22 protein-coding genes and 4 pseudogenes are annotated in these 23538 nt (G+C 60.0%); 24 read left to right on the top strand and 2 right to left on the bottom strand.

Features of this window, described 5'->3' with window-relative positions:
* Positions 1 to 8 precede the first annotated feature (8 nt).
* Both hemDX and OR16_RS23485 read left to right on the top strand, forming a co-directional pair.
* Positions 9 to 2173, top strand: a pseudogene (hemDX, locus tag OR16_RS23490) (fused uroporphyrinogen-III synthase HemD/membrane protein HemX).
* A 3-nt stretch (positions 2174 to 2176) separates the two neighbouring features.
* Positions 2177 to 3367 carry a heme biosynthesis protein HemY gene (locus tag OR16_RS23485; protein ID WP_006160528.1) on the top strand — a complete coding sequence of 397 codons (1191 nt, stop codon included), beginning with the start codon at positions 2177 to 2179 and terminating at the stop codon, positions 3365 to 3367.
* Between the two features lie 296 nt (positions 3368 to 3663).
* Here the strand turns inward: OR16_RS23485 and OR16_RS23480 are convergent.
* Positions 3664 to 5174 (bottom strand): annotated as a pseudogene (locus OR16_RS23480) (cryptochrome/photolyase family protein).
* 130 nt (positions 5175 to 5304) lie between these two features.
* Between OR16_RS23480 and OR16_RS23475 the strand changes: the two are divergent.
* The 7 genes and pseudogenes from OR16_RS23475 to OR16_RS23445 all read left to right on the top strand — a co-directional run bounded on the left by OR16_RS23475 (position 5305) and on the right by OR16_RS23445 (position 10900).
* Complete coding sequence (locus OR16_RS23475) at positions 5305 to 6012, top strand: pseudouridine synthase (protein ID WP_192816454.1); 708 nt, start codon at positions 5305 to 5307, stop codon at positions 6010 to 6012.
* A 124-nt stretch (positions 6013 to 6136) separates the two neighbouring features.
* Positions 6137 to 6624: pseudogene (locus OR16_RS23470) on the top strand (YqgE/AlgH family protein).
* Positions 6617 to 7054, top strand: coding sequence for a Holliday junction resolvase RuvX (gene ruvX / locus OR16_RS23465; protein WP_043420812.1), 438 nt, complete (start codon positions 6617 to 6619; stop codon positions 7052 to 7054). The pseudogene OR16_RS23470 and the gene ruvX overlap by 8 nt, the downstream one beginning before the upstream one ends.
* Positions 7051 to 7578, top strand: coding sequence for a bifunctional pyr operon transcriptional regulator/uracil phosphoribosyltransferase PyrR (gene pyrR / locus OR16_RS23460; protein WP_006160523.1), 528 nt, complete (start codon positions 7051 to 7053; stop codon positions 7576 to 7578). Before ruvX ends, pyrR begins: the two co-directional genes overlap by 4 nt.
* 105 nt (positions 7579 to 7683) lie before the next feature.
* A complete protein-coding gene (locus OR16_RS23455) occupies positions 7684 to 8655 on the top strand; it encodes an aspartate carbamoyltransferase catalytic subunit (protein WP_006160521.1) in 972 nt (323 codons plus the stop codon).
* A gap of 63 nt (positions 8656 to 8718) precedes the next feature.
* Entirely contained in the window at positions 8719 to 9993 is a 1275-nt protein-coding gene (locus OR16_RS23450) for a dihydroorotase (RefSeq protein WP_006160519.1), read from the top strand.
* Between the two features lie 64 nt (positions 9994 to 10057).
* Entirely contained in the window at positions 10058 to 10900 is an 843-nt protein-coding gene (locus tag OR16_RS23445; protein ID WP_006160518.1) for a lysophospholipid acyltransferase family protein, read from the top strand.
* Positions 10901 to 10905: 5 nt separating this feature from the next.
* Here OR16_RS23445 and OR16_RS23440 read toward each other — a convergent pair whose 3' ends face one another.
* Positions 10906 to 11736 carry a symmetrical bis(5'-nucleosyl)-tetraphosphatase gene (locus tag OR16_RS23440; RefSeq protein WP_006160516.1) on the bottom strand — a complete coding sequence of 277 codons (831 nt, stop codon included), beginning with the start codon at positions 11734 to 11736 and terminating at the stop codon, positions 10906 to 10908.
* 240 nt (positions 11737 to 11976) lie between these two features.
* On the opposite strand from OR16_RS23440, the pseudogene OR16_RS23435 reads away from it, so the two are divergent.
* From OR16_RS23435 to OR16_RS23385, 15 genes and pseudogenes are all read left to right on the top strand, one after another.
* Positions 11977 to 12609, top strand: a pseudogene (locus OR16_RS23435) (dTDP-glucose 4,6-dehydratase); the annotation flags it as partial.
* 44 nt (positions 12610 to 12653) lie between these two features.
* On the top strand, positions 12654 to 13247 hold the full coding sequence (locus tag OR16_RS23430) for a WbqC family protein (protein ID WP_006160514.1): 594 nt from the start codon (positions 12654 to 12656) through the stop codon (positions 13245 to 13247).
* 148 nt (positions 13248 to 13395) lie between these two features.
* Positions 13396 to 14550 (top strand): dTDP-4-amino-4,6-dideoxygalactose transaminase, encoded by a 1155-nt coding sequence (rffA, locus tag OR16_RS23425; RefSeq protein WP_006160513.1) that lies wholly within the window; start codon positions 13396 to 13398, stop codon positions 14548 to 14550.
* A 576-nt stretch (positions 14551 to 15126) separates the two neighbouring features.
* The gene (locus OR16_RS48375) at positions 15127 to 15348 is read left to right on the top strand and encodes a WbqC family protein (protein ID WP_423739678.1); all 222 of its coding nucleotides are present in this window, start codon (positions 15127 to 15129) and stop codon (positions 15346 to 15348) included.
* 107 nt (positions 15349 to 15455) lie between these two features.
* On the top strand, positions 15456 to 15632 hold the full coding sequence (locus OR16_RS48370) for a WbqC family protein (RefSeq protein ID WP_081488874.1): 177 nt from the start codon (positions 15456 to 15458) through the stop codon (positions 15630 to 15632).
* Between the two features lie 80 nt (positions 15633 to 15712).
* A complete protein-coding gene (locus OR16_RS23420; protein ID WP_043420808.1) occupies positions 15713 to 16648 on the top strand; it encodes a glycosyltransferase family 2 protein in 936 nt (311 codons plus the stop codon).
* A complete protein-coding gene (locus tag OR16_RS41725) occupies positions 16623 to 17318 on the top strand; it encodes a class I SAM-dependent methyltransferase (RefSeq protein WP_158001384.1) in 696 nt (231 codons plus the stop codon). The genes OR16_RS23420 and OR16_RS41725 overlap by 26 nt, the downstream gene beginning before the upstream one ends.
* A 3-nt stretch (positions 17319 to 17321) precedes the next feature.
* Positions 17322 to 18320, top strand: a complete 999-nt coding sequence (locus OR16_RS39990; RefSeq protein ID WP_063709609.1) for a class I SAM-dependent methyltransferase — start codon at positions 17322 to 17324, stop codon at positions 18318 to 18320.
* Positions 18317 to 18748: a hypothetical protein gene (locus tag OR16_RS43650; protein ID WP_006160505.1), complete on the top strand. Its 432-nt coding sequence runs from the start codon at positions 18317 to 18319 to the stop codon at positions 18746 to 18748. Before OR16_RS39990 ends, OR16_RS43650 begins: the two co-directional genes overlap by 4 nt.
* 213 nt (positions 18749 to 18961) lie before the next feature.
* Positions 18962 to 19633, top strand: coding sequence for an acetyltransferase (locus tag OR16_RS23410; RefSeq protein WP_006160503.1), 672 nt, complete (start codon positions 18962 to 18964; stop codon positions 19631 to 19633).
* A gap of 1 nt (position 19634) precedes the next feature.
* Positions 19635 to 19874, top strand: a complete 240-nt coding sequence (locus OR16_RS23405) for an acyl carrier protein (RefSeq protein WP_006160502.1) — start codon at positions 19635 to 19637, stop codon at positions 19872 to 19874.
* Positions 19864 to 20604: an SDR family NAD(P)-dependent oxidoreductase gene (locus OR16_RS23400; protein ID WP_006160500.1), complete on the top strand. Its 741-nt coding sequence runs from the start codon at positions 19864 to 19866 to the stop codon at positions 20602 to 20604. Before OR16_RS23405 ends, OR16_RS23400 begins: the two co-directional genes overlap by 11 nt.
* 1 nt (position 20605) lies before the next feature.
* Complete coding sequence (locus OR16_RS23395) at positions 20606 to 21391, top strand: GNAT family N-acetyltransferase (RefSeq protein ID WP_006160498.1); 786 nt, start codon at positions 20606 to 20608, stop codon at positions 21389 to 21391.
* Positions 21392 to 21413: 22 nt separating this feature from the next.
* Positions 21414 to 22922: an AMP-binding protein gene (locus tag OR16_RS23390; protein ID WP_006160496.1), complete on the top strand. Its 1509-nt coding sequence runs from the start codon at positions 21414 to 21416 to the stop codon at positions 22920 to 22922.
* On the top strand, positions 22876 to 23334 hold the full coding sequence (locus tag OR16_RS23385; RefSeq protein WP_100227962.1) for a GtrA family protein: 459 nt from the start codon (positions 22876 to 22878) through the stop codon (positions 23332 to 23334). The genes OR16_RS23390 and OR16_RS23385 overlap by 47 nt, the downstream gene beginning before the upstream one ends.
* Positions 23335 to 23538 lie beyond the last annotated feature (204 nt).

Below are 23538 nucleotides of genomic sequence, written 5' to 3'. Positions count from 1 at the left end.
ACCGGCCCATGCCCCGCCCGACCGTCGTTGTAACACGACCCGCCGGGCAGTCCCGGCAACTTACCGAGGCCTTGTCGGCCGCCGGCCTGGACGTGCTTGGCTTTCCCCTGCTGGCGATCGGCCCCGTGGCCGACGATGCCCCTTTGCGCGCGGCGCTGGCGCAACTGCCGGACTTTGCGCTGGTGGTCTTCGTCAGTCCCAATGCCGTGGCCTTTGCGCTCGACGCGCTGGCCCAGATGCAGGACAAGCCCGCGCCGCAATGGCCTTCATCCGTGGCGGTAGCCGTGGTTGGCCCCGCCAGCGTGGCTGCGCTGGCCGAGCGCGGCATTGCCGCGCCCAGCCACCGCGTGATCGCCCCGGCTGGCTGTACGACTGGCCATGAGGCAGACAACGGCGATGCCGCCAACGGTGGCGACGGTGCCGCGGCGCGTTTCGATTCCGAGGCCCTGTGGCAGCAGCTCGAAGCCCAGCTTGGCGCTGGGGCGCTTGCCGGGCGCCAGGTCCTGATCATCCGTGGCAACGGCGGACGCGACTGGCTGGCCGAGCGCCTGCGCGCCACCGGCGCCGAGGTGCAGGCGGTCGAGGCCTACCAGCGCTCGGTCCCCACGCCCGGCAGCATGCAATGGCAAGCCGTGCGCGACGCTCTCAAGCCGGGTGCGGCACCGCAGGCCTGGCTGCTGACCAGTTCCGAAGCTGTGCGCAATCTCGATGAGATGGCGCGCCAGGCCCTGAGCCCGCAAGAGCTTGCATGCCTGCGCCAGGTGCAGTGCATCGCGCCCCATGCGAGAATCGCCGAACAGGCCTTGGCCCTCGGGTTCTCGCACCTGCTGCGCGCGGCACCCGGAGACGAAGGCCTGCTGGCGGCTTGCCGCCAGTGGGCGCAGGCGCATGCCGGCCCGCCGGCGCCGATGCCTGTCGCGGCGCCGCCGGCTGTCGCCGCGCCCGTCCCGCTCGCCATGGTGCCGCCACCGCTCCCGGCAGCACCACCATTCAACCCACCGCCCGCAACGTCAACGAAGGTCGATCGCGTGACGCAAGACAATACCGCTCCTCCCGTCTCCAGCCCGCCTCCGGCGGCTGGCGTTCCGCTGCCCGCGCGCGGCGCGCCCCGCGTCAATCCATGGTGGTTGCTGCTGTTCCTGCTGATCCTCGCCATCGGCGGCGGCTTCTGGTGGCTGCAGCGCAGCGCGTGGACCGCCTGACCCAGGAGCTGGCGCGGCGCCAGCAGAGCAACGATGCGCTGGTGCAGGAAACCCGGGTGCTCTCGCGCAACGCGCAAGACACCGTCAAGGAACTGCAGGCCAAGGTCGGCGCGCTGGACGGCCAGGTAGGCGAGGCGCGCGACAAGCAATCCGCGCTGGAGCAGGTCTACCAGGACCTGATGCGCAACCGCGACGACTGGGAGATCGCGGAGATCCAGCAACTGCTCACCAACGCCGGCCAGCAACTCCAGCTCACGGGCAACGTGCAGGTCGCGCTGGCCGCGCTGCAAAGCGCCGACACGCGCCTTGCACGGACCGACAAGCCGCAATACAACCTGCTGCGCCGGGCCATCGCCCGCGATGTGGCGCGCATGAAGGCGGTGCCGGATACGGACCTGACCGGTGCCGCCATCAAGCTCGACGAAGCCATCAACCAGATCGACACGCTGCCGCTGCTGTCGAGCGAGCGCATGCTCGAGCGTAGCGAAGCCGATGCGCGCAAGTCGGACGCCAAAGCCGAGGCCGTCGACAAGCCCGCCAAGCCAGCCGGCGCCAAGGCCGGCAAGAATGCCGCCAAGGACGAGGCGGTGCCGGCCGGCAACGCGCTCGGCAACTGGTTCGGCCGCCTGTGGGGCACTGTGCGCGACGAACTGATGCAGGTCATCCGCATCCGCCGCGTGGACGATGCCCAGGCATTGTTGCTGACCGGCGACCAGGGCTGGTTCCTGCGCGAAAACGTCAAGCTGCGCCTGCTCAACGCGCGCCTGGCGCTGCTGTCGCGCAACGAGCCGGTGTTCCGCAATGACCTGGGGGCCGCGCAAGCCATGATCGGGCGCTATTGCGACACCAAGTCGCGCCGCGTGCAGGCCGTGCTGACCCTGCTCAAGCAGGCCCAGGCAGGCGCCGTGACGGTGCAGTTGCCTACCATGGCGGAAAGCCTCGGCGCGCTGCAGGCGCTCAAGAAGGAGTAGCGCATGCGGCTTCTTTTCTGGGTAGCTATCCTGTTTGGTGGCGCGGTCGGGCTCGCGCTGTTCACGCAATTCAACCAGAGCAACCTGGTCCTGTTCTACCCGCCTTACCGGGTCGAGCTGTCGCTGAACCTGGCGCTGGCGCTGCTGTTGCTGGCGTTCTTCGTGGTCTGGACCATCCTCGGCACCGTGCGCCACCTGTCCGAGATGCCGGCGCGCGCCGCGGCCTACCGCGAGCGCAGCCGCATGAATCGCGCGCAGTTGGCGTTGCGCGAGTCCATCGAGAACCTGTTTGCCGGCCGCTTCGCCCGTGCCGAGCGCACCGCGCGCGAGGCCCAGGCCTGGCCCGAGCAAGCCCAGACCGCGGCGCTGATCGGTGCCCGCGCGGCGCACCGCATGCAGGAGACCGAGCGGCGCGACGCCTGGATGGCGCAGGTGACCGATCCCGAGCGCGAGCAGGCGCGGCTGGTCTCGATGGCCGAGTTGCTGGTCGACGCCCGCGATGCCGACGGCGCGCTGGAAACCATCGCGCAGCTGCAGGCCCAGGGCGCGCGCCAGATCCATGTGCAGCGCATTGCGCTGCGTGCCCACCAGCACCTCAAGAACTGGACCGAAGTCCTGCGCCTGGCGCGCTCGCTGGAAAAGCGCAACGCCCTGCATCCGGTGCTGGCGCTGCGGCTCAAGCAGCTGGCCTGCGAGGCCTTGCTGGAGGAGCGCCGCCACGACGTGGAAGGCCTGCAGGACTTCTGGCGTTCACTGTCCACCGACGAACGCCGGGCGGCCCGCATCGCCGAGCCCGCGGCGCGCTATTTCGCGGCGCTGGGCCGGCAGGACGAGGCCCGCAAGATCGTGGAAGACGCGCTCAAGGTCAACTGGGACAGCCGGCTGGTGTTGCGCTATGCCGAATGCGCTGAGCCAGGTCGTGCGCTGCCGCAGATCCAGCAGGCCGAGAAATGGCTGACGCAGCATCCGGTCGATGCGGATCTGTACTTTGCGCTGGGCGTGCTTTGCCTTGGCGAGAAGCTCTGGGGCAAGGCGCAATCCAGCTTCGAGCGGGCGCTGCGGTATGCGGATGTGGATTCGCAGCGCAGGCTGCGGGTTCGGGCGCACCTGGCGTTGGCCAAGATGTTTGAGGAGACCGAGAGGCCCGAGGAGGCTCAGCGGCATTATCGGGAGAGTGCGATTCTGGCGGCTTGAGGAGTTGGGTCGGGATTGATGTCGACTGCAACTGCAACTGCAACTGCAACTGCAAAATCAGCTTCTGCTTCAAGGGCTTAACTGCAACTTCAACTGCGGTTTCACCACCCCTGCGGGGCGGCCGAGGCGCCCCATACGGCCTTGGCACACCTCGACGGCTCGCTTCGCATCGCGCACGGGTGTCTCCCGCCCTCCGGGCGGGAGACACGGCCACAATGAATCGTCGCTTACGGCTCTTCGGTTCTCAGTCACCATCGGACTGTGCAGAGTCGGTTCCTCGCCTCGCCTCTCCTTTACTACCTCACTACCGCATACCGCGCCAGGGTCTCCTTGCGTGCCACGTCGTGTTGCACGATCGGCCGCGGATAGTTTTCCCCTAGCTTGACCCCAGCCGCCAGCAACACGTCCTCTGATGCCGTCCATGGCGCGTGTATGTACTTGTCCGGCAGGCGCGCCAGTTGCGGCAGGTACTTGCGGATGAAGCGTCCCTGCGGGTCGAATTTCTCCGACTGCGTGGTCGGGTTGAAGATGCGGAAGTAGGGCTGGGCGTCGCAGCCGGTGGAGGCGGCCCATTGCCAGCCACCGTTGTTGGCGGAGAAGTCGAAGTCGTTGAGCTGGTCGGCGAAGTACTGTTCGCCGCGCCGCCAGTCCACGCCCAGGTCCTTGACCAGGAAGCTTGCCGCCACCATGCGCAGCCGATTGTGCATGTAGCCGCTTTGCCGGATCTGCAGCATGGCGGCGTCCACCAGCGGGTAGCCGGTCCTGGCGTCGCACCAGGCCTGGAAGTAGCGCTCGCCGGTGTCGCCGTCGATCCACCGGATGGCATCGCAGGCGGGGTGGAAGGCATGCCCCGCGGCGACCCGGGGGTGGTGGTGCAAGATCATGAAGTAGAAATCGCGCCAGATCAGCTCCGACAGCCAGGTAGCGGCGCCGGCGCTCGCGGCGTCGCCGCGCAGCGTGGCGGCGTGGGCGGTGCGGGCGAGCGTGCGGATCGACAGGGTGCCAAAACGCAGGTGTACCGACAGGTAGCTCGGGCCGCGCAGGCGGGGAAGTCGCGCCGGCGCGTGTAGTCGCCCATGCGCTCGCAGAACTCGTCGAACAGCGCGTGGGCGCCGGTGCTGCCGGCGGGCATGGCGATCTCGGCCAGGTTGGAGGGGGCGAAGCCCAGTGCCTCCAGCGTGGGCAGCGGCCGCACGCAAGCCTTCGGCGGGGTGGCCAGTGACTTCAGGTAGGGCTCGACCGGGTAAGGCTTGAGGTCGAACGGGAGCAGGGCCTTGAGCCAGGCGTTCTTGTAGGGCGTGAAGACCGAGAAGGGCTTGCCCTGGCCGGTCAGGATCTCGCCGCGCTCGAAGATCACCTGGTCCTTGAAGCTGAAGAAGGCGCAGGACTGGTCCGCCAGCGCTTGCCTGACCTCGGCATCGCGGGCCAGCGCGGCGGGCTCGTAGTCGCGGTTGGCGAACACGGCGCTGACGCCAAGCTCGGCGGCCAGCTCGGGAATGGACGCGCGGGCATGGCCGTTGAGCACCATCAGGCCACCGCCGGCCGCGCGCAGGGCATCGCCAAGCGGCGCCAGGCAGGCCAGGATGAACGCTACCCGGCGGTCGGCCGTCAGCCCGCGCGCCAGCAGCGGATCCAGGATCTCGCGGTCGAATACGAACACGCACCATACCTGGCGGCAGTGCTTGAGGGCATAATGCAGCGCCGCGTGATCGTCGGCGCGCAGGTCACGGCGGAACCACACCAGGCCGCGCTCAAACTGCCGGTCGATCCGGTAGGGCTGGCGCGCATCGGAGGGGAAGGTGGGCAAGATCGGGCGCTCCGCGAATTGGGCTGGCGAAGCCTGTTACCCTACCATAGCGTCAGGCGCGCAGCGCCGGACGAGCCGACCCGCAATCCAGCAATCCAGCAATCCAGATATCAAGAAGCAAGCCATGGCCATGACACTCGACCGCATCCTCCAATCCCAGGGCTTTGGCACCCGCCGCTATTGCGGTGACCTGATCGGCGCCGGCCTGGTCGAGGTCGATGGCACCCTGTGCGAGGACCCGGGCGCCAAGTTCGAGGTCGACGGTCTGCGCCTGACCGTGGACGGCGAGGAATGGATCGGCCACGCCAAGGCCTACATCCTGTTGAACAAGCCGGTGGGCTACGAGTGCTCGCAGCGCCCGCGCCACCATCCCAGTGTGTACAACCTGCTGCCGGTGCCGTTGCGCCAGCGCGAGGTGCAGGCGGTCGGCCGGCTTGACCAGGACACCACCGGCCTGCTGCTGCTCTCGGACGACGGCCAGTTCATCCACGCCCAGACCTCGCCCAAGAAGAAGGTGCCCAAGGTCTATGAAGTGACGACCGCCGAGCCGGTCACCCAAGAGCAGGTCGATGCCCTGGTGGCCGGCGTGCAGCTGGAGGACGAGCCGGCTCCGATCGCGGCGGCCGCCTGCGAGGCTACCGGCGAGCGCAGCCTGCGCCTCAGCCTGACCGAGGGCAAGTACCACCAGGTCAAGCGCATGGTGGCCGCGGCTGGCAACCATGTGGAAGCCCTGCACCGCAGCGCCATCGGCGGGCTGGTGCTGGAACCGACCCTGGCGCTGGGGGACTGGCGCTGGCTCACGCCGGAAGACCTGATCGCCCTGACGCGCAAGGAATAAGCCGGCGGCGGCAAGCGAGCAAAGATGCAGGCAAATAAGTGCGCCGGGCAAGCGCCGGGATGCTGCAATGCGGCATCCACGAATCTTTTCCGGACGGATGGCAACGATTTGATAAAATGCAGGAATGGCGACGCTGGAAGCCCCAATCAATCTCACCAATCAGTTCCTGATTGCCATGCCCGGCATGGCAGACCCGACTTTTTCGGGTTCCGTTGTCTACTTGTGCGAGCACAATGACCGCGGCGCGCTGGGCCTGGTGATCAATCGGCCTATCGACATCGATATGGCCACCTTGTTCGACAAGATCGACCTCAAGCTGGAGATCCAGCCGGTGGCGCAGCAGCCTGTCTATTTTGGCGGGCCGGTGCAGACCGAGCGCGGTTTCGTGCTGCATGATCCGGTTGGCATCTATGTCTCGTCGCTGGCCGTGCCCGGCGGACTCGAGATGACCACCTCCAAGGACGTGCTGGAGGCCGTGGCCAACGGCAGCGGCCCGCAACGCTTCCTGCTCACGCTCGGCTATGCCGGCTGGGGTGGGAACGTTTCGCCGCCGCCATACGCCTGTTGGGCATCGACTTCACCATGCTCTCGGGCGAGGCTGGGCATGCCTGAGGACGGCGCGACGCCAGCGCCGCGCCAGTTGCCCGCCGACGGCACCGTCCTGGCCTTCGATTACGGCGAAAAGAAGATCGGCGTCGCTCTCGGCAACTTCGTCACGCGCGATGCCCGTGCGCTTGTCATCATCCCCAATATCACCGTGGAAGGCCGCTTCGAGGCGGTGACTGCGCTCATCGAAGAATGGGCGCCGGTGCAACTGGTAGTGGGCATGCCCACCAACCCGGACGGCACGCAGCAGCCTTCGATGCGGCTCGCACGCCGCTTTGGCAACCAGTTGAACGGCCGCTTCGGCCTGCCGGTGGCGTGGGTGGACGAAAGCTACACGTCGATCGCCGCCGAGATGGCCGGTGCCCGCAAGGGCGCGCTCGATGCCGAGGCCGCCAGCATCATCCTGCAACAGTATTTCGACCAGCATCCGCTATGACCCTGACTTCCTCTCTCGACGCCGAGGCGCTCTACCGTACGCTGCGTGACCAGGTGCAGGCCGCGCTGCCCGAAGCCGAGCGCGCGCAATGGTCGGTCGCCGGCATCTATTCAGGCGGTGCCTGGATTGCTGAACGGCTGGCCGCCGACCTGCAACTGGCGGCCCACGGGGTCATCAACGTCGCCTTCCACCGCGACGACTATGCCAAGAAGGGCCTGCACAGCCAGGCCCAGCCGACCACGCTGCCCTTTGACGTGCAAGACGGCAAGATCCTGCTGATCGACGACGTGCTCGCCACCGGGCGCACCATCCGCGCCGCCGTCAACGAACTGTTCGACTATGGGCGCCCGGCCCGCGTGGCGCTGGCCGTGCTGGTCGACCGCGGCGGCCGCGAACTGCCGGCGGCCGCGGATTTTGCCGCCGCGCACGTCGCGTTGCCGCCCGGGACCACGCTGGTGCTGTCGTTCGAGGGCACCGGCTCCGACATGCGCTTCGCCTTTGCCGACGAGGCCACCGGCAACTAAGCCTGCCCAGCCCACCGGCCGGCGCGCCCGCAACGGCGCGCCGGCAAGCCAGACCCAGACCTGCCCAGACCAGTCAACGCCACCGCCCGGCCCTTTCTACCTGCCATGATCAAGACGTTCCGCAACCCGCAACTGACCAAGAACGGCGAGCTCAAGCATCTGCTTTCGATCGAGGGCTTGTCGCGCGAGATGGTCGCGCACATCCTCGACACTGCCAGCCAGTTCGTCTCGCTGTCCGACTCGGACCGCGAAGTGAAGAAGGTGCCGCTGTTGCGCGGCAAAAGCGTGTTCAACCTGTTCTTCGAGAACTCCACGCGCACCCGCACCACCTTCGAGATCGCCGCCAAGCGGCTCTCCGCGGACGTGCTCAACCTGAACATCAACGCCTCGTCCACCAGCAAGGGCGAGTCGCTGCTCGACACCATCAACAACTTGTCGGCGATGTCGGCCGACATGTTCGTGGTGCGCCACGCCAGTTCCGGCGCGCCGTACCTGATCGCCGAGCATGTCGCGCCCCATGTCCATGTCATCAACGCCGGCGACGGCCGCCATGCGCACCCCACGCAGGGGCTGCTCGACATGTACACGATCCGCCATTACAAGAAGGATTTCACCAACCTCACGGTCGCCATCGTGGGTGACATCCTGCACTCCCGCGTGGCGCGCTCCGACATCCACGCGCTGACCACGCTGGGCGTGCCCGAAGTGCGCGCCATCGGCCCGCGCACGCTGCTGCCGTCGGGGCTGGAGCAGATGGGCGTGCGCGTCTTCCACAATATGGAGGAGGGGATGAAGGGCGTGGACGTGGTGATCATGCTGCGCCTGCAGAACGAGCGCATGAGCGGTGCGCTGCTGCCCTCGGCGCAGGAATACTTCAAGGCCTATGGCCTCACGCCCGACCGCCTGGCGCTGGCCAAGCCCGATGCCATCGTGATGCACCCGGGCCCGATGAACCGCGGCGTGGAGATCGACTCCGCCGTGGCCGACGGCCCGCAGTCCGTGATCCTCAACCAGGTGACCTTCGGCATTGCGGTACGCATGGCCGTGATGGGCATCGTGGCCGGAAACCACGACTGATAGCGTGACAGCGGACGACCGCGTCAAAGCCAGAACAACCGAATACAAGCCAAGCGACACGATATGAAGATCCACATCAAGGGCGGCCGCCTGATCGACCCGGCCGCGAACGTCGATGCGCAGCAAGACCTCTACATTGCCGCCGGCAAGATCGTCGGCGTGGGCAGCGCGCCGGCCGACTTCCACGCCAACAAGACCATCGACGCCAGCGGACTGATCGTTTGCCCAGGCCTGGTCGACCTTTCCGCGCGGCTGCGCGAGCCAGGCTATGAATACAAGGCTACGCTCGAATCCGAAGTGGCGGCAGCCACCGCCGGCGGCGTGACCAGCCTGGTCTGCCCGCCCGATACCGACCCCGTGCTCGACGAGCCCGGCCTGGTCGAGATGCTCAAGTACCGCGCCCGTACGCTCAACCAGACCCACGTGTATCCGCTGGGCGCGCTGACGCTGGGCCTGAAGGGCGAGACGCTGACCGAGATGTCGCAGTTGACCGAGGCAGGGTGCATCGGCTTCTCGCAGGCCGAAGCGCCGATCCGCAACACCCAGGTGCTGCTGCGCGCCCTGCAGTACGCGCAGACCTTCGGCTTCACGGTCTGGCTGCGACCGGAAGACCCTTACCTCGGCGGCGGCGTGGCCGCCAGCGGCGCCGTGGCTTCGCGCCTGGGCCTGTCCGGGATGTCCGTCATCGCCGAAACCGTGCGCCTGCACACCATCTTCGAGCTGATGCGCGCCTCCGGCGCGCGCGTGCACCTGTGCCGCCTGTCGTCGGCCGCCGGCATCGAGCTGGTGCGCCAGGCCAAGCGCGAAGGCCTCAAGGTGAGCTGCGATGTCAACATCCACCACGTGTCGCTGACCGACATGGACATCGGCTACTTCAACTCGCAGATGCGCTTCTCGCCGCCGCTACGCAGCGCGCGCGATCGCGACGCCATCGTGGCCGGCCTGGCCGACGGCACCATCGACGCACTGTGCTCGGACCACACACCCGTGGACGATGACGAAAAACTGCTGCCTTTCGCCGAGGCCTCGCCTGGTGCCACCGGGCTGGAACTGCTGCTGCCGCTGACGCTGCGCTGGGCCGAGGAGCACAAGGTGCCGCTGGGCAAGGCGCTCGCCCGCATCACCGCCGAGCCGGCCCGCGTGCTCGGCCTGGCTGCCGGCACGCTGGTGACAGGCAGCGCGGCCGATATCTGCATCTTCCATCCCGACCAGGAGTGGAAGGTGGAGCGGCGCGCGCTCAAGAGCCAGGGCAAGAACTCGCCATGGCTCGGCTACGACATGCGCGGCCGCGTGCGCACCACGCTGGTCGGCGGCCACGTCGTCTACGAACTGCACTGAGCGCCATGTCGGGCCGAGGGAAGTCGGACAAGATGGTCCAGGTGCGTTCGCCAGCGAGGCAGGCATGATCTGGCTGCGCAAATCCGCCCTGATCCTCCATCTGCTGCGCGGCCTCGTGACCTGCGCGGTGCTGTTCCCCTGGCTCGGCGTCGAGTCACGGCAATGGCATATCCGGCGTTGGTCGCGTCGGCTGCTGCGGATCTGCGGGGTGACGCTCGAGGTGCAGGGACTGCAGCCGGGGCAGGCCATGCCGCATGGCGCGATGGTGGTATCAAACCATATTTCATGGCTGGATATCTACGTCATCAATAGCTGGCAGCCCGTGCGCTTCGTCGCCAAATCAGAGATCCGCGACTGGCCGGTAATCGGCTGGCTGTGCGGGCAGACGGGCACCATCTTCATCGAACGCGCGCGCAAGCGCGACGCGCATCGCGTGCTGCATGCCATTACCGATGTGATGCTGCAGGGCGATCTGGTCTGCGTGTTCCCGGAAGGCACAACCACGGATGGCAGCAGCGTGCTGCCGTTCCATGCCAACCTGATGCAAGCGCCGATATCGGGCGGGCTGCCGGTGCAGCCGGTCGGGCTGGCTTACCTGGATGCCGCGACGGGTCAGCCGACGCTGGCGCCAGCCTATATCGGCGACCTGAGCCTGCTGGAAACGCTCGATGCGATCCTGCGGGCGCCGCCGATCACCGCCAGGCTATGCTTTGCGCCAGCCCTCACCGCCACCAGCGCCAGCCGGCGCGACCTGGCCGAGGCGGCTCGCGCGGTAGTGAGCTATCTGAGCCAGGGCGCGCAACAGCACGCAGTGGAACTCGCGGTGCGGGTGAACGACGGGCGCGAGAGCGAGCGATCCTTCAGCGAAGGCGATGTGAGCGCGGATTCTCCCGCGCCGGCTGCCTGATCGGCTCAAGCCAGCGGATCGCAATACTGCGGGCACTCCACCTGGATCAGCGTGCGTTCAGCCGGATCCGCCGCCAGGCGCGCGGCGGTGAGCTTGCCACCCCAGACACATCCAGTATCCAGCGCCATCAGGTTGGGGCGCATCACCAGTCCGAGCGTGGACCAATGCCCGCACACCACCGTGGTGTCTTCGGTGCGCCGTCCAGGCACATCGAACCAGGGCATGAAGCCAGCCGGCGTGCTGCCGGGACCTTCCTTGGCCTTGAGGTCCATCACGCCGTCGGCATTGCAAAAGCGCAGGCGGGTCAGGGCGTTGATCACGACACGGTGACGCTCGATGCCCCGCAAGGCCGGGTCCCACCGGTCCGCCGCATTGCCGAAGATGTCGGCCAGGAACGCCTTCCAGCCCGGGCCACGCAGTTCACGCTCCACTTCTGCTGCCAGGGCCATGGTCTGCTCTGCGGTCCACTTCGGAAGCACGCCCGCGTGCACGAGCAGGAAGCCGTCTTCGTGGATGGCCAGGGGGCGATGCCTTAGCCAAGTGAGCAATTCATCGCAATCCGGCGCTTCGAGGATATCGGCCAAAGTGTCGCTGCGGCCGCTTTTACGCACGCCGGCGGCCACGGCCAGCAGGTGGATGTCGTGGTTGCCGAGCACGGACTCGGCGCACTTGCCGAGCTGGCGGACGCGCCGAAGGGTCTCTGCAGAAGCTGGTCCGCGGTTGACGAGGTCTCCAACAAAGCGCAGTTCCGCTGCCGGGGGAAGTCGCTCGAGCAACTCGAGGAACGATGCTGAGCAGCCTTGCAGGTCCCCAATGGCGAATTTCTGTCTGGTCATTTCGGATCCTATCGGCTATCGAGGGCGGGCAAATACAGTGTTGGTGATTTCGTGTTCATGCGATCCCGCGACGAGCGCGGCCAGCTGTCCTGTTGCTGGCGAACGGCGGTATCGGTTCGGACCGCGAATCGCTTCGGATAGAATACGGCCACTCGGGGCAGACTCTAGACTCTGCCATTCTCTCGACGGTTCAAGGCATATGCCGTCGAAATACGGATCAGATCTTAAGCGGGGCACGGGTTGTCGCATATTTTTGTTACGGGTGGGGCTGGCTTTATTGGTGCTAACTTTGTCCTGGATTGGCTGCACGCCGACAAGGCTGATGCCATCGCTAACTTGGATAAGTTGACCTACGCAGGCAATCTGATGAGCTTGGCGTCACTTTACGATGACGCGCGCCACATCTTCTCGCGCTCGGACATATGTGATCAGGCACGGCTGGATCAGTTGTTTGCGGAGTTCCGCCCTCACGCAGTGGTTCACTTTGCTGCCGAAAGGCATGTTGACCGCTCCATACACGCGCCGGATGATTTCATCCAGACCAATATCGGGGGGGCGTTCAGCCTGCTGGAAGCAACGCGTACCTATTGGACCACAATGCCGGTCGCAGAGCGCGATCGATTCCGCTTTCTCCATATTTCAACCGATGAGGTATTCGGGTCACTTGAGCCGATAGGTACGCCGTTCTCGGAAAACACGCCATATGCCCCGAACAGCCCGTATTCCGCATCGAAGGCTGCATCGGACCATCTGGTGCGCGCTTACCATCACGCACACAGCCTGCCGGTCTTGACTACCCATTGTTCCGATAATTACGAACCCTATCAGTTTCCGGAAAAATTGATTTCGCTATTGATTGCCAACGCGCTAACCAACGTAGCCACCGCTGCGTGCACAGTCCGAGGGACGCCGAAATAATGAAAAAAGTCGCCATCGTTCAGTCTAACTACATCCCGTGGAAAGGGTACTTCGACATGATCTCCGCCGTGGACGAATTCATACTCTACGATGACATGCAATACACGCGGCGAGATTGGCGCAATCGCAACCAGATTAAGACAGCACAGGGGGTGCAGTGGCTCACGGTCCCAGTGCACGTAAAGGGAAAATATCATCAGAAGATCAGGGAAACGGAGATTGACGGTTCCCAATGGGCCTCGGATCACTGGAGAGCATTCACTCAGAATTATCGCCGCGCCCCCTATTTCCACGAAATTGCAACGTGGCTCGAACCTCTATATATCGGGGAATCCTATGCGCAGCTCTCCCAGTTGAATCGCCGGTTTATCGAGGCCATCTGCCGGTACCTGAACATCGAAACCGTCATCTCGAATTCTTGGGACTACACGCTAGAAGAGGGAAAAACTGAACGTCTCGCGAATCTCTGTGCTGAGGCCGGCGGCAGCGAGTACATCTCCGGGCCGTCTGCCAAGGACTACATTGAAGAAAGTGTGTTCGCCCAGCGGGACATAAAACTCACCTGGTTTGATTATAGGCATGTTCGCACATGAGGCTTTCTATCGTTGCGATGCCCTGTCAGTCGGCGGCCTATATATCAGAATTTCGTCGGCGCACGAGTACGTTCGCCCAGCAGGTAGCGGGTGAGAGCCATTCTTTCCAATCCTTGTAATGTATTCGCGTCTGCGGTGGAGATTTGAAGTGAGCAATGAGAAAATCCAGTTCAATCGGCCTTACATGACTGGTAAGGAGCTTTATTACATCGCCGAGGCTAAGTTCGGCAACATGTTAGCTGGCGATGGCCCGTTCACGAAACTTTGCCATACTTGGCTCGAAGAGAATGTCGGCTGCTCAAAAGCTCTGCTTACTCATTCCTGCACAGCGGCGTTGGAAATGACTGCGTTGTTGCTGGACATCCAGCCGGGAGATGAAGTGATCATGCCCTCCTACACCTTCGTTTCCACGGCTAACGCGTTCGTGTTGCGCGGCGGTGTGCCGGTGTTTGTAGATATTCGAAAAGATACGTTGAATTTGGACGAGCGGCTAATCGAAGCGGCGATTACGCCCCGCACCAAAGCGATTGTGCCGGTGCACTACGCGGGCGTGGCCTGCGCAATGGACGACATAATGGATATCGCCGGGCTTCATGGGCTGAAGGTGGTCGAAGATGCCGCACAAGGCGTCATGGCTGGATACAAAGGGCGAGCGCTAGGGAGTATTGGGGACCTAGGGGCGTTTAGCTTTCACGAGACCAAGAATGTAATTTCTGGTGAAGGCGGCGCGTTGCTTGTCAACGACCCGGAACTCGCTCGACGTGCTGAGATCGTTCGAGAAAAAGGCACTGACCGGAGCCGCTTCTTTCGCGGCGAAGTCGACAAATATACATGGCAGGAAGTGGGTTCGTCCTTCCTGCCCGGCGAACTCATTGCAGCGTTCCTTTGGGCTCAGCTCGAGGATGCGCAGGCAATCACGGATCAACGCATGTCCAGTTGGGAGTACTACCACGCGGCACTTGCTGAACTTGAATCGAAGGGTGCGCTACGTCGTCCGATCATACCCGAGGACTGCCAGCACAACGCGCATATGTATTACGTGCTGCTATCCCCCGAGATCGATCGACAGGCAGTGTTAAGCGAGTTAAAGCGCAATCAAATTTCCTCAGTTTTTCACTACGTTCCGCTGCACTCTTCGCCAGCGGGGCAACGCTACGGCCGTACATGTGGGTCGCTTGATATAACTGACCGGCAATCCGAGCGCCTGATTCGTCTACCGCTCTGGGTCGGGTTGACGAGGGCGCAGCAGGATCGGGTCGTGGACGTACTAGCCAACGCAACGCGAGCAACAAAAGGGGAGTGATCGTCGAATGAGCTTCTTCCTAAAATAGCCGGTGACGCTCGAGCAGATGGCGTTATCGCGGCTGTGAGCCAAAGGCAGCTCATTTCAAGCTGCCGTCAGCGCATTGGTATTCAAGTAGACACGGATCCTGTACCGCTGCTGGCCGAAAGGAACACCGTACGACGAGAACATCTATTTGAACACGTTGAGGAAGCGGGGCTTGGCTCTTCTCCGATGCCTCGCGCTTCCCGATAGAATCGCTTGACGGGCTGGCTCAGGGGGTGCAGCGGGCATTCCCGACGGCTGGTCTATGCTCTAGCAGGCTGCTGAAATACTGCTTTTCGAACCTCGGCGTAGAGTTGACAACCTTGTAGAAAGCTGCGCGGTCGATTTTCTCTGCCCGGTCGAGGGGTAGGGCACTCCCTTGGCAGGCTTCAATCGGGGGGGGCGAAATGGTATTTCAGCAGCCTGCTAGTGTCGTGTTGCATTCTTTTGGTACTTAAACGGTCGTTGGCGTGAATGACTTTCTACAGGATGTTGCCAGCACACCTGGATTGAAGCAGGCGGCGAACAGCTTGCCATGCACGACGACATGTAATAGACTGTCCGAGGCCGCCAGCACCGCGATCGGATAAAAACCCGCAAGGATTGCGGTGGATGAGGATGCCGGTTCCGGTGAAGGGTAGATATCATCAGAAAATCAGGGAAAGTGAGATCGACGGCGCAGGCTGGGTGATGGCGTATTGGAAAGCATTGGTGCAGAACTACCGTCGTGCTCCACACTTGGATGCAATTGCTGAGTGGCCTGAGCTACTCTAGGGTTTTGGGAGCTATACACACCTGTCGCCATTGAATTGATGCTTCGTCGAAGCCGCGTGCAGTCACCTCCGCATCGGAACCAAGCTAAGTAATTCTTCGGATCCCCCGTGCACGATGGCAAGACGGAGCGTCTCGCCATCCTTTGTGCGCAGGCCGGCGGCGCGGAATATTTGTCGGATCCTTCAGCCAGCGAGTACATCTACGAGAGCGTATTTGCGGCGCGCGGTATCAACCTAACATGGCTTGATTCCCCTCGATATCCGGAATGCCCGTCGCTGGGTTGAGCTCGCGCACACTGTTACTATCCTCGACTTGCTTTCAACTGCGGGAAAGAGGCTCCCCACTACATGAGGTATGTGCGCGCATGAAGCTTTCGATCGTTGCCACTCTCTATCAATCGACGCCCCACATCCCTGAGTTCCACCGACGTGCCAGCGCTGCCGCCAAACAACTTGTCGGCGACGATTATGAAATCGTTTACGTGAACGACGGGTCTCCTGACAATAGTCTTGACCTCGCCATAGAGTTGGCGCGAAGCGATAGTCATGTCGTTGTGGTCGATCTTTCCCGAAACTTTGGTCATCACAAGGCAATGATGGCGGGGCTAGAGCATACTCTGGGAGAGAGGGTTTTTCTTATCGACAGCGACTTGGAGGAGGAGCCAGAATGGTTGCTTGAGTTCTCCGCGAAGATGTTAGCCGAAAGCGCGGACGTGGTCTACGGTAGGCAGCAGGAGAGAAAAGGCAACTGGTTTGAAAAATGGAGTGGAGAAATATATTACTCGATCTTTAATTGGTTGTGTGCTATTGACCACCCCAGAAATATCGTCACGGCGAGATTGATGAGTCGCCGCTATGTAGACGCTTTGCTGCGATACAGGGAGCGCGAGCTAGTCATTTCGTGTTTGTGGGTGAGTGCCGGCTTCAAGCAATGCGAAAAGATCGTCAAAAAACACGCATCCAGTAGCTCAACTTATAACCTGTCGAAAAAAATCGGGCATGCAACGAATGCCATAACCTCGTTTAGCGAGGTGCCGCTGAGACTGATTTTCTACGTGGGAATAATTATATTTGTTTGTGCAATGGCGTATGCCGGCCACCTTGTCTTCTACAGACTGCTGCTGTCTCAGGCCGTGGACGGATGGACGTCGGTTATGGTCTCCATCTGGGTCCTTGGCGGCATGACCATTTCTTTCGTTGGTGTTATCGGAATCTATCTTTCAAAGATCTTTTCTGAAACGAAACAACGGCCTCACACCATTGTCAGGGATGTCTATGGGCGATCAAACTCACAACATTAATACCAGCTACGAACATTTTTACGCACAAAAAAAGGGTGTCAAAGTTTATCCCACCGAATTCGTTGTGCGCACGTTTCTGGCCAATTACCCGGGGCTTAAATTTAGGCGCCCCGCCGCTGGCGATCACGTACTTGATATTGCCTTCGGCGACGGCAGAAACACGGCTTTCCTCTGTGATCAGGGATTTGCTGTCAGCGGCATCGAGATTACCCAGGGTATTGTGGATCAGACCTGTGAGCGGCTGGAGACGCTAGGGCACGCTGCGGACTTGCGAGTGGGAAGGAATAGCGACATTCCGTTCGACAATGAGTATTTTGATTACATACTTGCCTGCCATTGTTGCTATTATTGTGATGAAGGTGAATCTTTTGCCGACAACCTTGCCGAATATGCTCGTGTATTAAAAAGAGGTGGCTATCTCGTGGCATCGGTTGCATGTAAGTCCTCTTATATTTTCAAGGACGCGGTGGAACTGGCAGATGGGTCACTTATGATCAATGCCGACCCGTATGGCAACCGGAACGGTTACCGTCTGCATGCTTTTTCTGAGAAATCGGAAATCGAAAAATATTTTTCACCTCATTTTTCGAATTTCTCGTTTGGATTTGCCGATAACAACTACTACGATGTCTCCGAACGCGTGTTCTGGGTTGTTTGCCAAAAGAGTTGAGTTATGACTGATCAGTCAATGTATTGCTGTACCGAAGCCCGATGCAATCGGGCGCGTTTAATTCATGGTCCTGCAGGATTGTCCTGTGCCAACGGACATTTCTTTGCGTTTGCACCAGGGACGAATGTACCCGTTTTCGCAAAAGAACCTGAGGATGCCAACGAGTACGCGCGACAGAACGCCGCGGTAGTGCACGATAACGCGCTACGATGGGTATTTGCCACTTTTGAAACAGATGAAGCCAGCCTTAGAGAGAGTCTGGTGGCACGGCTGCAACTTGATAAGGGAAACAAAGTGCTGGTTACCGGCGCCGGTGCCGGTAACGATCTCCCTTATCTGGCCAGAAGCCTGGGGGGGCAGGGTGAAATCTTCGCTCAGGACATTGCTCAGCAGATGCTTTTGGCCGGAGTGGAGCGCCATCAGGCTGATTTGGCCCATTCCGATTTGGAGTTGCACTTTTCCGTCAGCGATGCAACGAACCTGCCTTTTCAGGACGGCTACTTCGACGCGGCCTATCATTTTGGCGGCATCAACCTCTTTCCGGATATCCGCAAAGGTATCGCTGAAATGAATCGAGTCGTCAGACCCGGTGGCAAGGTAGTGATAGGCGACGAGGGTTTGGCGCCATGGCTCAGTGACACCGAGTTTGGGAAGATGCTCATTCGGAACAATCCATTGTACGCTTGCAAGGTTCCCCTTGGACTGCTGCCTGAGTCTGCCAAGTCGGTCAGATTGAGCTGGGAACTAAGCAACTGTTTCTACGTCATTGAGTTTTCCGTCGCCGACCAGCCGCTTCACATCAATATCGACGTCCCTCATCTCGGAATGCGAGGCGGTAGCATCCGTACTCGCTACTTCGGGCAGCTCGAAGGAGTGGATCCTACCCTGCGAGATCATATTTACGCAGAGGCGGAACGTCTGGGCCTGAGTCGCGTTGAGTGCATCGAATCGTTGCTCCGTCGTGGCTTGCCCGCTGTCGATGCGGAGAAGAATGCCAAATGAAACACTTCGTGACTGAAAGCAGGCCCTTCCCTTGGATGAAAATGGGTCAGATTTTTGAGCCTGCTGGCACGGATTTCAGCCATGGCTCACATCCATGTGCTGTGCACTACAAGGACGACCTTTTCGTCATCGCATTCACTCGGCGCGATTCGAATCAGCGTTCACATATATTTCTCTCGTACGCGACGGTGGCCGAGGGAAACATGAAATTATTGGGCGAGCCTAAACTGGCTTTGCGCTACGGTGAACCGGGGTATTTTGATTGCGATGGTGTGATCAGCGTTTGTTTTGTTGAGCACAATGGAAAAGTATATCTGTATTACGTCGGTTGGCAAAATCTACCGGACACTCTTTGGATTTGCGATACGGGACGCGTAATTCTGGACCCCGACAACCTGACGCTGACACGGGAGTTCAAAAGACATTGAGACCTACCGCATCGGTTTTGCATCGTCAACGGACGGCCGCCATTGGCTGCGCAATGATGCGATCTCCGGCATCGATGTCTCCGCCGAAGGTTGGGATAGCGAAATGATTTGTTATCCTTATATCTTTGAGCACCGGGGGTTGATGTATATGCTTTACAACGGAAACGGTTATGGAAAAACTGGTTTCGGGCTGGCAGTTATGGAGATACCGACATGATGAAAATAGTCCTTGTGGGCAACGCGATCACGGCGAGCATCCTGAACTCCTACCTACGAGGCGATAGCCGATATGAGGTGGTTGGGTTCACCGTCGATGACGAGTTCGTTGCACAGGGTGGCTTTGAGGGGCTGACAACCATCGGATTGTCCCAGCTACAGGAGACCTTCGCGCCGGAGAGTTGCCGGGTCTTGATGGCGATCGGTTACAACGATCTCAACCGAGTACGCGAGTCGTTGTTCCTACGCTTAAAAGGCATGGGCTACACCGTGGAAACATACGTCCATCCAGATGCTTGCGTGTACACCGAGCACCCTTTGGGCGAAGGCTGTGTAGTACTTCCCTCCGCCGTCATCGAACCGGGTGTTCGTCTCGGCGCCAACACCATGGTCTGGTGTAACGTTACCTTGGCGCACCACAGTCTCGTGGCAGAGAACTGCTGGATTGCATCCGGGACGGTTATTTCCGGCCAGGCTAAGGTACTACGCAACAGCTTTGTGGGCGTGAACGCGACGGTGGTCAACGAGGTGACGGTGGGCGAATACAATGTCGTTGGTGCGAGCGCGCTGATTTCCAAAGACACCAAGTCGCATGCAGTTCATCTAGCGCGGTCTGCCGAACCAATCCGCTATTCGTCGGAAGATTATATAAAATATTTTGGAGTTTGATATGAATAGGCGTCTGACGGGCATTCTAGCCAGCGTCTTCCAACTGCGGCAGTCCGAGATTCGGCCCGAACTGACAAAAGCCGACGTCGGCACTTGGGACTCCCTAAAACAAATGGATTTGGTGTTGTCCCTGGAAAGCGAATACGACATATCACTCGTCATTCCTGACATCATCAGGATGGTTTCCGTCGCGAATATCATCGAAGTGTTGAAGGAAAAGGGAGTAGATCTTGCAGATTAAAGGCGCGATTGCACTAGTCACCGGTGGGGTCAGGGGGCTAGGGCTGGCCATCGCGATGCATTTGCACGAGCGGGGCGCCACCGTAATCGTGGCGGATCGGGATGCCAAGGCTCTGAACAGCCTGCCCGAGTATCTGGCGCAACAGGTTTTGGATGTGACAAGCCCAGACGAGGCCAAAGCCGTAATGGCCGCTATCGTCGCGCAACATGGCAGGATAGATATCCTGGTCAATAACGCCGGCGTGATTTTCAGTGAACCCTTTGTCAACGTCATGAATCCGGCTGGGATCATGCATGACTACGGCCGCTTTCGCGATTCATTGACCGTCAATCTCGATTCGGTTTTCATCATGACCTCGGCCGCAGTTGAACAAATGGTCCTGCGGCGGACCAAGGGCGCGATTATCAATATCAGCTCCATTAGTGCCTGCGGCAACGAAGGCCAGACCGCGTATTCCGCGGCAAAAGCGGGCGTTAACGCAATGACAGTCACCTGGTCCAAGGAATTGGGGCGTTGGGGGATACGCTGCAATGCGATAGCGCCCGGTTTTATTGGCACTGAATCGACGCGCCAGGCGCTGAGCGAGGCGGCCTTGCAACATATCCAGAGCAATACGCCTCTGCGGAGGTTGGGTGAAGTCGACGAAGTGGCCAAAGCAGTGGCAGCTGTAATCGAAAATGATTTTATGACCGGCGTAGTGTTGAATGTTAACGGCGGACTGACGATCTGACATGGTGAAGCTTCAAAAGGCGAGCGGTGGTGCAGCCTTCGCGCTTTATCGAACCAACGAGGCATTTTTTCCGTTGATTGGTTCAGTATTGAACGACGAGCAAGACGGTGTGGTTTACGCCGATCACGCGGTTGCACCAAGGCAGGTCTATGTCGAGCATGCTTTTGGGTTCGCTCAGATCTTCGGTACGCCCACGCCCGAATTCGAAAACGCATTGCGGCAATATCTGCTAGTGGACAAGCAATTTGCCGCCGCAAAGGTTCGCCTGTACACACCGTATCTGCCGGCCTTTCTTCGCTCTGGCGATTCCGATGCCTTGCGCTCTTACCGTCAGCGCTTCGTCTTCGATTCCGAGAGGGGCTCGCTCCAAAGTCTTCACGGTCAGGTGTTAAATACGGAGACGAGAGCCGGTTACGTGGATCAATCCAATGTGGCGGAGATTGAGCGCCGATTCGGTGTTGTCAGTCGATTTTGGCGATCGCCAGATGATTTCATTGCCAAGGCCCACGCCGCCGTGGCGCTTGTCAAAGGCGAGATGGCGGCTATTTGCTATGCTGCGGCTGTTGCGGACGGTCGTGCTGAAATCGACGTGCTTACCTTGCCGGAATATCGGCATCTGGGCCTCGGTAAATTCGTCGTAATGCTCTTCAACCAAAACTGCCGAGATGCAGGCCTACAACCGCTGTGGGACTGTTTTGCCAATAATTCAGGCTCCATGGCACTATGTCGATCGATCGGGTTTGTCCCGGCCATGGCGGCCTATCCTTTTTTTACCATCAACAAATAATTCTTTAAACGGACTTTTTGCCGTGCCTACCCACCATTACAATCTGGGGCTGTTATTTGATGAACTCCTGGCTACCCATGCGCAGCGGCCAGCGTTGCGCTATCCCGAACGTGAATATGAGTATCGGGAGGTGGCGCAATGGGTTGATCAATTAACGGCGGTACTCTTGTCCAAGGGGCTTCGCCGCGGTGACGTCATTGCCATTGGTCACAATAAGCGGCCTTTGTCCTATGCACTGATGCTCGCTGCGCTGCGACTGGGAATTGCTTACGTGAACATTGACGTCGCTTCACCCATGGCACGCACTTCCAGCATGCTTCAAGTTAGTGGCGCGTCGCTGCTGTTTTTCGATGCCCCGGACTACCAAACGACCATGGAGGAATTGGCGAGTATCCAGGGTTGCCAACTGTTAGTGTTGGCTGACGACCAATTGCCGCAAGTCACGGATGCCGAACGTCAGGAGCAACTGCGTCTGTCGCGCATGGTTGATGGTGCGTGCATTGCCTACATCATGTTCACGTCAGGATCCACGGGCGTGCCTAAAGGTGTGGCAGTAACGCATCAGAATGTCTTGCATTTCATTTCTTGGGGTCAGAACCGTTTCAGTATCACCGATCAGGATAATTTTGCGAACCTGAGCCCCATGTATTTCGATAATTCCGCTTTTGATTTTTTCGTCGGAATGTTTTCGGGGGCTTCGCTTAGTCCTGTTCCTAGAGAAATTCTCGCTAGTCCTTATGACTTGGTGGCCTATGTCGGGAAAATGGCTTGCACCATCTGGTTTTCGGTGCCCTCCCTGCTGATTTATCTCATGGCTATGAAGGCGCTTACTGCCGACGCTCTGCCATTGTTACGCACCATTGTCTTCGGCGGCGAGGGATATCCCAAAGTCGAATTGAAGAGACTTTACGACATCTTTTCTCGACAGGCCGAACTCGTCAATGTTTACGGCCCGACCGAATGTACTTGTATTTGCAGCGCTTACACGCTTGCCGACGAAGATTTTCATGAAATGGAAGGTCTACCGTCACTGGGCCATTTGAATTCGAATTTTGATTATCGTATCCTGAACGATGAAGATCTCGATGCCGTCAGTGGGGAACTATGCTTGATTGGTCCCAATGTGGCCGCGGGCTACTTTAACGACCTGCAACGGACTACTGACGCTTTTCATACCCTCTCCGAATCCACGCGTTATATGAAGCGCATGTACCGTACCGGCGACCTAGTGCGAGAGACAGATGGAAAGCTTTATTTTATCGGGCGTAAAGACAACCAGATCAAGCACATGGGCTATCGCATCGAATTGGAGGAAATCGAGCATGCCTTGGTCAAATTGTCCGACGTAAGCCAGGCCGCCGTGATTTACCATCGCGCCAACGCCGCTTACGGAAAGCTTGTTGGATTTGTCGCCTGTTCTGATCGAGTGGATTACATGATGCCGAACAAACTTGTCCTGATGCCGAAGTTGCCGAAGAACTCGAATGGAAAGATTGATCGACAGCAACTACGTGCCTTGGTTGGTAATTAAGATGCTCGCGAGGAGTGGCGTATATCCGCAATTGGCCCAAATAGTTCGCTATGGCATTGTTGGCGTCCTGAACAATCTTCTGGGCTATGTGATCTATCTCGCGGTGACATGGCTTTGGCTCGATCCTAAACTTGCAGTGACGATGCTGTATCCCATTGGCGTCTTGACCGCCTACTTCGGGCACGCGCGGTATTCGTTCTCATATAAGGGCGGAAAGTTATACGTCTTGCTACGTTACGTAATCGCGCAATTTATCGGATATGGCGCGAATATACTTATGTTGTATGTCTTTTCGGACAAGCTCAGATTTCCGCATCAAGTGGTGCAGGCGGTGGCGATTGTCGTGGTGGGAGGTATTTTGTTCCTATTGTTCAAGTATTTTGTTTTTCCAAAGCAGTTGCGGGAGATCTGAGAAATATGATTATTTTCCCCTCTTGCGACGCCACTGATTTCAACCCGAAGGTTACTTGCCAAGCATGCGGTTTCTCGATGGAGTTAGTTGATAGATTTCAGGGCTGGGTACCAAATCTGGTAAAGCTAGGTGGTGGAGTTCAACCAGATTTTTCCATTTGGCGAACGTAGAGTCGGGAGGTTTTGGGTTTTCGCGGTAGGAGCG

The organism is Cupriavidus basilensis OR16, from assembly GCF_000243095.1.
In the GTDB taxonomy this organism is placed as follows: Bacteria; Pseudomonadota; Gammaproteobacteria; order Burkholderiales; family Burkholderiaceae; genus Cupriavidus; species Cupriavidus basilensis_D.
This window is presented reverse-complemented; position numbering and strand designations above follow the sequence as displayed.

Bases quoted from the DNA above. Each gene is read 5' to 3' on its own strand.
- OR16_RS23485 (WP_006160528.1), top strand. From the start codon at position 2,177: ATGCGGCTTCTTTTCTGGGTAGCTATCCTGTTTGGTGGCGCGGTCGGG.
- OR16_RS23475 (WP_192816454.1), top strand. From the start codon at position 5,305: ATGACACTCGACCGCATCCTCCAATCCCAGGGCTTTGGCACCCGCCGC.
- ruvX (WP_043420812.1), top strand. From the start codon at position 6,617: ATGCCTGAGGACGGCGCGACGCCAGCGCCGCGCCAGTTGCCCGCCGAC.
- pyrR (WP_006160523.1), top strand. From the start codon at position 7,051: ATGACCCTGACTTCCTCTCTCGACGCCGAGGCGCTCTACCGTACGCTG.
- OR16_RS23455 (WP_006160521.1), top strand. From the start codon at position 7,684: ATGATCAAGACGTTCCGCAACCCGCAACTGACCAAGAACGGCGAGCTC.
- OR16_RS23450 (WP_006160519.1), top strand. From the start codon at position 8,719: ATGAAGATCCACATCAAGGGCGGCCGCCTGATCGACCCGGCCGCGAAC.
- OR16_RS23445 (WP_006160518.1), top strand. From the start codon at position 10,058: ATGATCTGGCTGCGCAAATCCGCCCTGATCCTCCATCTGCTGCGCGGC.
- OR16_RS23440 (WP_006160516.1), bottom strand. From the start codon at position 11,736: ATGACCAGACAGAAATTCGCCATTGGGGACCTGCAAGGCTGCTCAGCA.
- OR16_RS23430 (WP_006160514.1), top strand. From the start codon at position 12,654: ATGAAAAAAGTCGCCATCGTTCAGTCTAACTACATCCCGTGGAAAGGG.
- OR16_RS23420 (WP_043420808.1), top strand. From the start codon at position 15,713: ATGAAGCTTTCGATCGTTGCCACTCTCTATCAATCGACGCCCCACATC.
- OR16_RS41725 (WP_158001384.1), top strand. From the start codon at position 16,623: ATGGGCGATCAAACTCACAACATTAATACCAGCTACGAACATTTTTAC.
- OR16_RS39990 (WP_063709609.1), top strand. From the start codon at position 17,322: ATGACTGATCAGTCAATGTATTGCTGTACCGAAGCCCGATGCAATCGG.
- OR16_RS43650 (WP_006160505.1), top strand. From the start codon at position 18,317: ATGAAACACTTCGTGACTGAAAGCAGGCCCTTCCCTTGGATGAAAATG.
- OR16_RS23410 (WP_006160503.1), top strand. From the start codon at position 18,962: ATGATGAAAATAGTCCTTGTGGGCAACGCGATCACGGCGAGCATCCTG.
- OR16_RS23405 (WP_006160502.1), top strand. From the start codon at position 19,635: ATGAATAGGCGTCTGACGGGCATTCTAGCCAGCGTCTTCCAACTGCGG.
- OR16_RS23395 (WP_006160498.1), top strand. From the start codon at position 20,606: ATGGTGAAGCTTCAAAAGGCGAGCGGTGGTGCAGCCTTCGCGCTTTAT.
- OR16_RS23385 (WP_100227962.1), top strand. From the start codon at position 22,876: ATGGAAAGATTGATCGACAGCAACTACGTGCCTTGGTTGGTAATTAAG.